Annotated in this window: 10 protein-coding genes; 4 read left to right on the top strand and 6 right to left on the bottom strand. The window is 38.1% G+C overall.

The window, feature by feature from the left end; all coding sequences use genetic code 11:
- Positions 1-2 precede the first annotated feature (2 nt).
- Complete coding sequence (locus AC04NP_RS16850; RefSeq protein WP_482861003.1) at positions 3-2396, bottom strand: TonB-dependent receptor domain-containing protein; 2394 nt, start codon at positions 2394-2396, stop codon at positions 3-5.
- A gap of 357 nt (positions 2397-2753) precedes the next feature.
- Positions 2754-4160 carry a hypothetical protein gene (locus tag AC04NP_RS16845; protein WP_482861002.1) on the bottom strand — a complete coding sequence of 469 codons (1407 nt, stop codon included), beginning with the start codon at positions 4158-4160 and terminating at the stop codon, positions 2754-2756.
- 669 nt (positions 4161-4829) lie between these two features.
- Here AC04NP_RS16845 and AC04NP_RS16840 point away from each other — a divergent pair.
- The 4 genes from AC04NP_RS16840 to AC04NP_RS16825 all read left to right on the top strand — a co-directional run bounded on the left by AC04NP_RS16840 (position 4830) and on the right by AC04NP_RS16825 (position 9135).
- Complete coding sequence (locus AC04NP_RS16840; protein ID WP_482861001.1) at positions 4830-5192, top strand: BlaI/MecI/CopY family transcriptional regulator; 363 nt, start codon at positions 4830-4832, stop codon at positions 5190-5192.
- Positions 5189-6709 carry a TonB family protein gene (locus tag AC04NP_RS16835; RefSeq protein WP_482861000.1) on the top strand — a complete coding sequence of 507 codons (1521 nt, stop codon included), beginning with the start codon at positions 5189-5191 and terminating at the stop codon, positions 6707-6709. Before AC04NP_RS16840 ends, AC04NP_RS16835 begins: the two co-directional genes overlap by 4 nt.
- 271 nt (positions 6710-6980) lie before the next feature.
- Positions 6981-7319, top strand: coding sequence for a hypothetical protein (locus AC04NP_RS16830; protein WP_482860999.1), 339 nt, complete (start codon positions 6981-6983; stop codon positions 7317-7319).
- A 118-nt stretch (positions 7320-7437) separates the two neighbouring features.
- Positions 7438-9135 (top strand): DUF262 domain-containing protein, encoded by a 1698-nt coding sequence (locus AC04NP_RS16825; RefSeq protein ID WP_482860997.1) that lies wholly within the window; start codon positions 7438-7440, stop codon positions 9133-9135.
- Positions 9136-9330: 195 nt separating this feature from the next.
- On the opposite strand, the gene AC04NP_RS16820 is transcribed toward AC04NP_RS16825, so the two are convergent.
- The 4 genes from AC04NP_RS16820 to AC04NP_RS16805 all read right to left on the bottom strand — a co-directional run bounded on the left by AC04NP_RS16820 (position 9331) and on the right by AC04NP_RS16805 (position 12597).
- On the bottom strand, positions 9331-10071 hold the full coding sequence (locus AC04NP_RS16820; protein ID WP_482860996.1) for a phosphodiester glycosidase family protein: 741 nt from the start codon (positions 10069-10071) through the stop codon (positions 9331-9333).
- A gap of 258 nt (positions 10072-10329) precedes the next feature.
- Positions 10330-10992 carry an endonuclease III gene (gene nth / locus AC04NP_RS16815; RefSeq protein WP_482860994.1) on the bottom strand — a complete coding sequence of 221 codons (663 nt, stop codon included), beginning with the start codon at positions 10990-10992 and terminating at the stop codon, positions 10330-10332.
- A gap of 63 nt (positions 10993-11055) precedes the next feature.
- Entirely contained in the window at positions 11056-11229 is a 174-nt protein-coding gene (locus tag AC04NP_RS16810; RefSeq protein WP_482860993.1) for a hypothetical protein, read from the bottom strand.
- 222 nt (positions 11230-11451) lie between these two features.
- The gene (locus tag AC04NP_RS16805; RefSeq protein WP_482860992.1) at positions 11452-12597 is read right to left on the bottom strand and encodes a hypothetical protein; all 1146 of its coding nucleotides are present in this window, start codon (positions 12595-12597) and stop codon (positions 11452-11454) included.
- Positions 12598-13117 lie beyond the last annotated feature (520 nt).

Raw genomic sequence — 13117 nt, 5'->3', positions numbered from 1 at the left:
CATCACATTCTCCTTCTGTTTCCGGAATAGGTCATGGCTTCGCCTTTGCCAAAACCATAGCTGAATCCCAAAGTGACAAATCGTCCTCTTTGACTGAAATTGTACAGGAAAAAGTTTTCTTGATGGGTCTCACTTTCCTGGATTCTTGAGGCGAAAACATCCCGGATCCCAAGATTAACCACGGCTTTTTTCTTTAAAAAGCCCTTGCGGACACCGATGTCCATAAATGTGGTGGCCACAACATCACTTTGTACGGTGGGGAAGCCTGAAAGATGATTGCCTGTCAGCTCGATGTCCAGATCTTTCGGTAGCTTAAATCGCGAAGTAAACCTGGCTGTCGAGCGGTCTCCTTCAAAATCAAATACCTGGCTGTCGAGGCTGCCTTCTCTGCTGAAATAGTTGTAATTAAAATCGCCATTGACAGATAACCACTTTTTGATGTCGTATTCTGCATTTAATTCTAATCCGGTAGTACGGTTACTACCTATGTTCAAGGGAGTTGTGGTGGTAACATTATCTTCAAACAGGGAGACCCGCTCGATAACATCTGTTGTATTTCTGTAATAAACACCAGTGTTCAGTGCCAGTTTTCCAACGACAAAAATACCGGTCACTTCATACGAATCGGTAAACTCAGGTTGAAGATTCGGGTTACCTGTTCGAATGTTGAAGTTGTTTCTGATATTAAAAAATGGATTCAAATCCCAGAGCCTGGGGCGGTAGATTCTTCTGGAATAACCTGCCTGTAACGAAAACGCCTCAGAAAATTTATAAGAAGTATGGGCGCTGGGAAAAAGGTTGGTGTAATTAATGTCATTGGCTTCATTGGTGGTAGCAAGTAAGGTGTTTAAGTTGGTATTTTCAACCCTCAACCCCAGCTTCAGGCCCCATTTTTCAAACTTATATGCCCCGGTACCATAAACCCCCAGAACCCGCTGATCAAATTCAAAATCATTGGTAAGGCTTTCATCAACGACCAACTCATTGTCAATGATGTCAAATACCGCATAATCATTTCCTACGTCATTGATCACATATTGGGCGCCGGCCTCTAATGTGAATTTTTCCGAAATGGGATCCGTATAGTCAAGCTTGAATGTATAGTCAGCTTGTTGAAACTTGGTTCTTGTCTCCTGATCAGGAAGGCTTTCTTCCCCCTCGATAAAGACATTATCAAACCCGGAGTTTTGATCTTTCCCAAAGAACCTGCCTAAAGCGCTGAAGATCAAATCATGATCTTTGTGATCCTCAAAATCCTTTTTGTATTGTAATTCATATTGCCATTTCGGGTTGGTAGCCTCGGTTACCTCCGTTCGGTTCCATCGCGAAGTCAAATCACCGGACGCATCAAACAACCGGAAGTTGGTTTCAGAAGGCTGATCTTCTATTTCATAAGCAAAGTTTCCTGAAAGGGTCAACACATTGTGCTTATTGATGTGATAATCTGTGCCCAGGATAATGTTGTAAAATGTTTCGTTTCGATAGGCGGTACCATCGTTTTCAAGAATGGTATTGTTGGTCAGGTCCTGGTTAATATTTTCTGACTCCTGGGGTAATGATCGATAGCCGGCCCCAAGCTGGGTGAACAGGTTGAACTTTTCTGTTCTTCTGTTTAAACTAACGCCCACGCTATGATTATCAGGCGTTCCGGTGTTGACCGATACCGATCCGTTGATACCTTTCTTCTCTTCTTTTTTGAGCACAATATTCAGAATTCCTGAAGTGCCCTCGGCATCATACTTGGCCGAAGGGTTGGTAATGACTTCTATCTTTTCAATCATATCGGCAGTAATCGACCCCAGGGCGTTACTTTGATCATCGGCAAGAATGGAAGGTTTACCGTCAACTAAAATTTGCACGCCTGTACTTCCTCTCAGGCTTACCTCCCCTTCAATACTGACAGTGACTGAAGGTACTCTGTTCAGTACTTCCAGCGCTCCCATGCCTGTTGAACTGATATCATTTCCCACATTAAAAACACGCTTATCGATTTGAAACTCCGTCCGTGATTTTTCACCAGTCACTACCACCTCATCCAGCACTTTACTATCTTCTTCCAGTAAAATTGTCCCTAAGTCAACGCTCCCGTTGACGACCGTAAAATCATCGATTCGCTGTGTGACAAATCCAACCAGGCTAACCTCGATGTAGAAGTCAGAAGCCGTAGTGGATATGTTGAATGTCCCATCCATGGAGGTTGTCATGCCTGCTACAGGCGTATCTGTGGTTTTATCCCGCAGGGCCACGGTGGCAAAGGGAACAGGTTCATTGCCCGGGGCTTCCCTGACTGTACCGAAAATTTGCAGCTTGTTTTGTGCTGTAAGTTGGTAAGAACTAAAAAAACAAAGAAGTATACTTGAGAAGTAAATTGATTTCAGAGCGTTCATTCTACTCATAACGCGCTATTAACGGGTTGGTTCGGTTAAATCGGGTGAATAGTCAAAATATTCCGTTTCACTTTTAAAAACGATCGCATAATTTTTACCATGCTGTGGCTTTCTTATCGTAGAAGAATTTGCCACTAGGCCCATCTTCGGACAGACAAGCAAGCCACACGATACCTTCAGCGGCCTGCTGAGGTGTACGAGGTGCAGAACTGCCTCCCATATCGGTCTTCACCCAGCCCGGGTCAATGGCAGGGTTTCAAGTTATCAGTTATTTTTGCCGGGCATTAAATATACTGCTCTGGCCCAATAAATAATTCCATCAAGCTATTCACAAGGGATTTTATTGTATAATTACTGATTTTTTGGTCAATACGAAAAATATAAAATATCTATTTGGGCATTCCGGGCATCAAATTTCATCAATATTTCTCCCACAGAAGAATAAAAATTGCTGTAAGTGGTGAATTTGTCTTTTTTCCCGACCGGGTTGGCTTTGACATATGCTTCGGACTTTAGCTTCCGGGAGGAGTTTTGCACCATATTGTTCGCAGGCATTCTTTCCTTTTCCTTGATGACGAGATCATCTTCTACACGTCCGTCGGGGGTTATTTCAAAAGAAAACAGTTTGGCGGGCACATGGGCGGAAAAATTCAGCGTTTCATCGGCCAGTACCTTCAGGTTGATCTGGCGCTCATAGGGTTTCCGGTGTACCTTAAATTGCTTTTCATCGAGTAATTCCGGCACATCTGTATGAGCCACTTTCCAGATCAGGTTGCCCTTAAGATCATACTTCCTAATATAAAAACCATCGTACACAGGCCCCACGGATTTGAATGGTTTTGGGCCTAAAAGGCCATAGTTATAAAGGTAGTTATGTTCACTATCCAGATGCCAATACCCAAAGGCCCCCTGTAGTAGAGGTGTAGCACTTGTGGTAACCATATTGGCACCGTCCGGATTGGCTGGTAAAGCTGGCGAAAAACTACCATTGGCAATATTTCTTGACCACATGACCGTTCGTCCGAATGCCATATCTACCATATTTGTCCACCTCTGACGAGGTATGGAAAGCGCCGATGCGGGCCTGTTATATTTACCTTCGAGGGAAAAGTCGATAGAAAATTTTTCAGTGATCTCTGCCTGGTTGTTAAATTTCAAAATGTCAGCAAAGTTCTCGCCAGTCTCTCTGCCATACCTGGTGGCGATCAGGTAGTTTTGATTCCCGGCCTGTCCCAGGAAATGCCAAAATGTGGCGTCTTCTAATGCTTTAAGAGGAGGCAGCTTGAAATAAAATTGCTCCCATTTCAACGTATTACGGTCAAACCGGTTAAGGATCAGTCTTTCCTCCGCTTTTTTCTTTTTGTTTATCTCCCAACCATTCTCAGAGGCCAGGTAGTAAAGGTAAGCGTCATCACAAAAAATGGCTTGCAGGCTTTTGCCGAATTCTTTCTTCCCCTTCATATCCATCGTTTTTACCTGCCCTTCCCGGGTTATCCGGGTAATGTAATGGGTTTTACCATTGAATTCCAAGGTGTTGGAGGCCTCCTCCCCTTTCATTTCAATGGCATAGGTAACTTGTCCCGAAGGAGAAGTGATCAGTATGACTGTTCCGGATGGCCCATAATGATTTTCGATGGGCTTTTCCCACTGTTGATTGCCTTTGGCATCGTAGTAGATAAGTCGCAGATCTTTGTTTTTTCCTCTCAGTAAAAAATCTGTCAGTACCAAAAAGCCTTTCTCCTGAAGGTAAATTGTTTCTACAGGAAATTCCATCTTGCCTAGTTTTAATTGGCTTCTGTTATCTTGGGCCTTTACGAATAGGGTACTTGATAAAAGCACCATGGCAAGCGCTAAACAGCCTTTTTTCTTCATAAAAAATAGATGCATAGTTGAAAAAATTTGATGGGTGGATTAGGTGTATCTTTTGCTTGGAAATTTAAACTTTGTCTTAGGAAAAAATGTTAACTTTTTAATATTCATCTGGCAAAAGTATTCCAAATATATGTTGTGTTTTGTATTAAACACCGGATGAACATTACCTCTGCAAGATGGGCTTCAATATTTTCAATGAATTGTTCTGCCCTACCATGACTAATGGCAGTCTGGATTGGCAGGCGGTAGTCGAGAGCATTAACAGGATCATGTACCAAGTACTGTTCATATTTCGTATGGCTACCGATACTACCTGTATTTTTTGATTTATCTCAGCAGTTATATTTATCATGTAATCCTGCTCCATTGAGAATTTTACCGACCCGAAACCCACCAATTGTTTATCCTGTTTTGCGCTTCTTCCCTATTGGCAATGGTCTAATATAGTTTTTATAAACTAAAAAATTAGTTTATTATTTGGAAAAGTTAAATGAAGTTCTTAGCTTTGAACTAATGATTTAGTTTAAACTAACTGTATAGTTTGTAAATCCGGGTAAAACAAATCAATCCATGAAAGAGTTAACGAAAGCCGAAGAAGAAATCATGCAGGTGCTATGGGAACTGGACGCAGCATTTGTGAAAGACATCATCACTCAATTACCCGAGCCCAAACCTGCATACAACACAGTTTCCACCATTGTTCGAATCTTGCAGCAAAAGGGATTTGTGGGTCATGAAATACATGGTAAGTCTCATAAATATCATCCTTTGATTACCAAGGAATCCTATACCCGATCCTTTATGAAAGGATTTGTAAAAAGGTACTTCAGTGGATCCTATCAGCAGATGATTTCATTTTTCACCAAAGAAGATGACCTTAGCCTCAAGGAACTGGAGCAACTTCTTCATAAACTTAAAAACAAGGACTCATGAGCAATTATTTGATAGAATTTTCGGTGAGCCATATGGCATTGATTTCAGGCTATTGGTTCTTTCTGAGAAAAGAGCGACAGTATACGAAAATGAGGTTTTATCTTATAGGTTCTACACTTCTGGCACTTATCATTCCATTGCTCAAACTACCAAAGCTACCATTTAACAATACGAGTGAGGAACCCGTTGATGCCGTATCTATGGAAGCCATCCCACCGGATGCTATCACCGTTAGTCCCATGGCTGATCAATCCATCTGGAACTATGATCTCTTGATCTGGATATATATAGTCATTAGTGTGTTCTTTCTGTTCAAATTCTTTAGCGGTGTATTCTACCCTATCTACTTAGAGCGCCGGAGTAACTATGAGAAGTTTAATGACTTGTATATCCGCAAAGTCGGGAATATTAAGGGAAGTTTCACCTTTTTTAACTGGATTTTCCTGAGTGATGCAATCGATACAAACCAGCGGGATTATGACGCTATTCTGAAGCACGAACAAGCACATGCTTCTTTGGGTCACACCTACGATCTCATATTCTTTGAGCTGTTTAAGGTATGTTTTTGGTGGCTCCCTACGACATGGTTTATCATTAAAGAAATTAAAAAAATACACGAATATCAGGCTGATGCTTATGTACTTAAGTCACATGATGTTGACCAATATTCGTCTATACTGATCAGTTCTACTTTGAAATCAAATGGACTGAGCCTGGCCAGCTCATTTCATGATGGTTTAATTCTAAAACGATTAATAGCAATGAAACAACAAGCAAAAAAAGTAAGCCCATGGAAACTTTGGGTTTTATCGGCACTGAGCGCTTTACTTTTCATAGTATTTGCGTGCAGCGAAGAAAAACAAAATACCCCCGACTCTGACTTCCATACTGATGCGTCCAAAATGGGAGAAGAACTCTTTACTATAGTGGAAGAGCTCCCTGAATTTGAAGGAGGAATGGACGCTTTCTACGACTATGTAGGAAAAGAAGTGAAATATCCCTCACAAGCACTACAGATGGGTGTTGAGGGGCACGTATTTATCCTGTTCGTTATTGAGAAAGATGGTTCCTTATCAGGCGTAAAGACTGTCAGGGGAATTGGTGCTGGCTGTGACAGTGAAGCTGTAAGAGTGGTGCAAAATGCTGCTTCGTTCAAGCCTGGAAAACAAAGAGGGAAGCCTGTAAGGGTGCGCATGGTAATGCCCATCACCTTTAAACTTAACGAAGATAAAACCAATGAAGACAACGGTTCGCAGGGAATGATTATCGTGGAGAGAGCCCAAATAATAGGTAATAAGCTCAGAGTAGACGCCCAATATGCCAATGGAGCATGGTCCGGCACTGTCTATGATGAGGAGGAAGGCAAGGTACTTCCCGGAGCTAATATATTGGTGGCCGGTACCATCGTCGGGACAGTATCCGATATAGAAGGAAGATTCAAAGTGAAAGCCGGTGAATCCAAAGACCTCCATATAAGTTTCGTAGGGTATGAAAGTGTGAGAATAGAAGGAAAATAAGGGGGTAACTGATGAATACAAACATATCGCGAGGTTAAGTGGACACATTCACCACTTAACCTGGCGGTATTCATTAAAACTAATCAAAAACAAAAGAACTACGAAAAGTAACTAAAAAAATAAAATCACCCCAAAACCTACCTACAACAAGGTATTTTTCACCTGACTATTTAAACCGGCTCGAAATAAGCTTTCATCATATTTGATTTGTTTGTAGTATTGCGGCAATTTAGATTAATGCTAAATAAAGAAATGGCAAGCTAAAATAAATGTGGCTAACAAAGTTTATCTGAGGGTGTCGGATGAAGAAAAAATGGCTTGGTCGGGAGATAATTTAGCAAATGATTATTTTGATAATGTATGGCAAGTGGCACTTTTAGATGTCGGCACAGGTGAAATGGAAACGGTAGAAGCATTGCCTTACCTGATATGGTTTAATACCTTCCGAATGGATGACCGGTTATTTGTAGAAACCCAGGAAGAACAAGGAGATGCATACAATAACCGTATTGTGAAAATTAATGAAGTAACGCCCGATGGTAAAAACTTTGAACAGGTATATGCGTGTAGTGCCTGCCGTTTTATCCAGGAGATTGCGCGTTTGCGATGACCATCACCATTTGAAAGGTATTTTTGAAAATCAAACGTGATGAGTTGTAGCCCATGTGATGCATACTCATTTTAGCCAGACGTTGTGAGCAAGACTGGAAAACGCTAACTTTGTAAATATGGCAGTAAATAATCTATTAGATACTAGTACCGTAAGTCTAAGTGACATCATTGGTAATGGAAAAACCTATACTGTTCCACCTTATCAACGTGATTACAGTTGGAAAAAGGATCAATGGGAAGACCTATGGAATGATATTTTAAATGTTAAAGAGACTGAAAGCGTTCATTATATGGGTTCGATTGTTCTTCAAAATATGGGCGATAAGAAGTATCACGTAATTGATGGACAACAAAGATTTTCCACTCTCACGATTATTGTATTAGCAATAATAAACAAACTAAATTTACTTATTTCAGAAGGAATTGAAATCGATAATAATAAAGAAAGAGTTTCGCTCTTATCAAAAAAGTTCATTGGTGATAAAGATCCTGCTTCTTTAACCTATTCATCAAAATTGCAATTAAATGAAAATAATGATAGTTTTTTTCAATCTAATTTGCTCGTATTCAGACAACCAACCAATGTAAATACTTTACAGGATTCGGACAAGCAACTTTGGAGTGCTTACAATTTCTTTACAGAGAAGGTAAATCAACTATTTGAAAGTGAAAGTGATGGTGAAAAAATAACCAACTTCTTAAACAAAGAAATTGCGGAAAAGCTTATGTTTATTCAAATAGTTGTAGAAGATGAATTAAGTGCTTATACAGTATTTGAAACATTAAATTCTCGCGGAGTTGGACTAACAGTTACAGATTTGTTGAAAAATTATTTATTCTCAATAGCATCGACTGTTGATCTACCTCATATCAAAACAAAATGGAAGAAAATAGTTGACATAATCGGACTTGACAACTTCCCTGCATTTCTCCGGCATTATTGGATTTCAAAAAATAAATTAGTCAGACAGGAGTATTTATTTAGAGCAATAAAAGACTCAATCACTGATTCCCCCGCTGTTATATCTTTATTAGATTCTCTTGAAGAAAATGCAAGATTATATAAAGCTATATCAAATTATACGGACAGTTTTTGGGGTGGTCATCGCGAAATAAAAAAACGGATAAAAGAGTTAACGCTTTTTAATGAAAAGCAAGCATATCCCATATTAATAGCAGCCTATAATAGCTTAAGCCAAGAGGATTTTGCTAAAGTTTTAAAATTAGTAGCAACCATCACATTTCGATATACTGTAATAGGTAAACTGCATACCAACTTAAAAGAAGATATTTACAATAAGGCGGCAATTAGGATAAGCAATAAAGAAATAACGACAATAGCTCAAATCGCAGCATCTATCAGACCTCTTTATCCAAATGATAAAGATTTTAAAAATGACTTTGCCTCTAAATCAATCAGTACCAAAAGAGGTAAAAAATTAGTTCGATATATTCTTTTTTCTCTTGAAAATCATCTGAGTCATTCAGATTATGACTTTGAAGAAAACCCTGGGACTATTGAGCACATACTCCCTGAAAACGGTCATGAAAATTACTTAGCGGAATTTCCACAAGCTATTCACGAATCTGTAGTTTATAGATTAGGAAACTATACACTTTTGGAAGAAGATAAAAACAGAGCTTGTAAGGCATTATCATTTGAAGCCAAAAGGGAAATTTTTGCAACAAGTCAATATCTTTTATCTCAAAGAATTGACTCTAATACCTGGAGTCCCAATTCAATAGATCTTCGACAAGAACGGCTGGCGAATTGTGCATCTTCTATTTGGAGGATTTCTCAATATGACTCATAAAGCCCAGCTTATAAATAAACCAATTTTGAATGGGTACAAAAGTTATGGTATTTAAGGAATTGTTAATTTCTTATGCTCGAAATCTGTAGTTGTTAATAATAAATTAAGTGACTATATTTTTTGCAGAAAACTTTTTGTTGTGTGGCTCATGTAATTTTTAAAAGCAAAAATATCATGTATTGAAATCACCTGCTTTTACTCTTTCAATTTAGTTTCGCCAATAATTACCCCGAAATTACCCTCAAATTGCCTCCAACCCTTGGAGGGCAAATAAGTCCTCGATACAAATCCATCCAGATACAATGCGTTTTTACAGCCCTTTTGCCTGAAATAGGAAGCAAAATCGTAAAAGTTGACTTTTTCTTTAGACATGGCAAAAAGTATATTTCCATCTGGGAGAATGCCCACTCCATTTCTAATATGTACATTTGCCGAGCCTTTGTTGAATCTTGGATGCATTTTCCTTTCAATTAACAGCATGGGACCTGATTGGGTGGCATATTTAATATTTCCATCATTCTCAAAATTAGTGGTGGTGCAAATGACAGGTTCGTTCGACCCTGTTAAATAAAATACGCCATTAGGCTGGAGGTAGAAGTTGCCATATCCGTCCTCGACCGTATCAATACTTGTTTGCATGATGCCATTTTCAATGAAAAGTCCTTGTGGAGACAAGTCTTTTTTATACATTCCTCCGTTCACCGCAAATATCAATTCTTCATTGTTTTTCTCAACAGCTAGTTTTAAATTTTGAAAATTTAAATAATTTTTACCATCCTTATCTTTCCAATAGAATTTAAGTTCCTGCTTGGCCGGGTTGATTATATAGCTTAAGAATCGGGACTCATTAATACTACTATTTGCTTGTTGAAGCAAATAAAAGCCTGTTAAACTAAAAAGCAGTCCGGCACCGATGATCCATTTTACCTTTTTCATAATTGGAATATTAACAAATATTTCACACGAGTTTCAATTAATCCCAGCGCCACAAACCAGGCCACTCTGATGAACTTTGATTTAAATCTTCTCATTTTCCCCAACAACAGATAACTCTGACTCCAGCCGGTAAAGCATTCCTCCCCCCGCGGAAATAACAACAGCGTGTTCCCACCCTATTCATCCAAGCTTTCCATAATTTGCCAATCGTAAGTCAATCACCGAAATGTGTTGTATGGTTGTCATTCAAAAATCCGGTCATTTATTTGCCGGTTTTAGATCAAAATTCTTGAACATCGGTACTCTTCCTATTTTAGAACAAATGGGACACGCATAAGGATTATGTCCTCTGGCCGGACAATAGCCTCGACCAAAAAAAATAATTTGAAGGTGTAACTTGTTCCATAAGTCTTTGGCAAAAAGTCTTTTACAGTCTTTTTCTGTCTGTTGTACATTTTTACCGTTTGATAATCCCCATCTGTAGATAAGCCGGTGAATATGGGTATCCACCGGAAATGAGGGAACACCAAAAGCCTGGGCCATCACAACAGAAGCTGTTTTATGGCCAACCGCCGGTAACTTTTCTAACGCTTCCATATTGACAGGAACTTCTCCGTTATATTCATCTACCAGAATCTTAGATAGTGCTGAAATACCTTTGGATTTCATAGGGCCCAGGCCACAAGGTCTGATAATCTTTTTTATTTCTTCTACCGGAACCTGTGCCATATCAAAAGCATTATCTGCCACAGCAAATAAATCAGGAGTAATTTTATTTACGCGTTCGTCTGTGCATTGTGCAGACAACAATACTGCAATCAATAAAGTATACGGACTGTAATGGTCTAAAGGGACGGGTACTTCAGGATAAATCTCTTCCAGCTTTTGTACGACAAAGTCTACTTTCTCTGATTTGTTCATATCTTTACTTTCGTTTGAGCAATAAAACCGCTATTATCTTATATCAGGTGTTGGCAAACGGTTTTATTTGGACATTTGCTCAATCTCACTTTTTGATAAGCGAAACGGGCCTTCAATCCCATTATTTATAACCCCATTTTTACCTATAAATGCATAGGTGGCACCACCATCACAAAATGCTGATATTTTTTTGTTGCTAAAATTGCTTAATATAGAATCATTGCCTTCGATCGGCAAAAAGTAATGTTTAGCTTTCCACGAATTATCAATAATCCTTGCAGCCCATAGTTTTTTATGCTCTTTCTTATCTATACATATATTTACTATATTGATTTTTTCTTTATTGGTTTTTTCAAAATCCTTTATCGAAGGTAGTTGGCTTACTATGGATGCACCAGCATATTGTGCTGACCAAAAAATAATAAATAATGCTTGCCTTTATAACTTTCTAACAAGTAATCAAACTTTGACTGTATCTAGCGTCAATGCATTTTCCTTAAGTCTGTAATCCATATTGCTTAGACCGTCGTTCAACAAATTTTCATAGTTCCTAAGTCTTTTTACATATTTATTGTTTTTTTCATCATAATTGAGCTTTTCCAGGTTTTTTTTATAATCCATACCCATTGTCATTAACCAGGCTGATATATCGGCATAGTATTTATTGTGTATATCATTGTTGAAGTTATTTTTTAAATAAGCTGAAACCCAGTTTTCATAATCAGAGTTATTGAAAAAAGATTGCCAATTTCCGTAAGTTATTTTAATATTTTCTTCCTTTGTTTGTCTTTTCAAATATTCGATTTGTAAAATACTCTCCAGGCTATTGGCCAAATGCCAATCGTTTATATTATCCATCTTTTTGTACGTTTGTTTATTAAAATATCTAAAAGCTTCATCCTTAAAATTGATTTGAATGGAATCTGAATTTTTTTTTGCGGACATTCCGGATAAAAAGCTGGTTAACAGATAGTATTTTTGGAAGCTTATACGATTTAAGAGAAATTCATATTCAACTTGGGGCAGCGGGGAATAAGTTATGATTTTTTGAATTTTACTTTTGTTGTCGGCATCTGATACTTTTGGGTCATTTTGTTTTTTGAAGTAAATTGAGTTTAAAAGACTTGTTTGTTTTGAAATAACATGATCGACATAAGTTGTAAATTCATTGATGTTTCTATGCTTCTCCAAATCAAAGTTGTCATATTGGAATTGCTTTAGGTTTAAGACATTTATTTTTCCTGCTCCCTTTCCGGTGGCAAATAATGAGTTGTCAAGGTTATTTAAGTCAAAAGTAAAATGAATATTATCTCCCTCGAAGAGGATTAATTGGATGCTTTGATTTTGAAATTCCAGGCTATAATTTGCTGCATCGGTTATTTTGTTAGCAAGTAATTTGAAATTTCCTTTTGAATCTATATTCGAACCAACACTTTTGAAACCATCAAAATTTAAATTTCCTCGAAATCGTGGCACATAGGTTAAATTGACATATTCTTGTTCTGAATTTTTAACGGAACCACTTATTTTAACTCCTTTATCCAAAGAAAAATCACAACCGAGAAATAAAAAACTAAAATTTAGTAGTAAAAGGACATTTTTCATAAATAGCATTATTGAATTGGGCGACTGTTTCTAATGGAGCGAGCTATCATTTTTCTTTTATTCCCGATGACGATTTACCTTTCAAATATACCCCTAAAAATCAAGACTATCCAAAGTACTCTGAAAAGCAGGTAAATTGTCTTTGCTAACCACTCTCCCTATTTAAGTTACAAAAATGCCTGGTTGATGATCAAGCCCGGAAAACAAAGGGGTACGTCTGTGAACGTGCGAATGGTGATGCCCATAACCTTCAAGCTTGAGCAAGGTAAGACTAATGAAGACAAGGGCACTGTGGGAACAATTGTCGTCCTTTTCAATTATCAAATTATTTTGAACTAATCTAAATTCAAATAGCTGACTTGCAGCTATTTAAATTGATTCTAATCCTTTCAAAACGTAATTTTGCATAGAACTTAAAAATTACTGATATGGCAATTATAAGATTAGCAAACAGTTGCAATAATTGTGAAAACATCTTAGAGACAGGTAGATGCACGGTGCATGGGGTAAAAGTCAGCCA

Source organism: Agaribacillus sp. DX54 (assembly GCF_056858335.1).
Note: the sequence above shows the minus strand (reverse complement) of the source record. Positions and strands in the feature narration are given on the sequence as shown.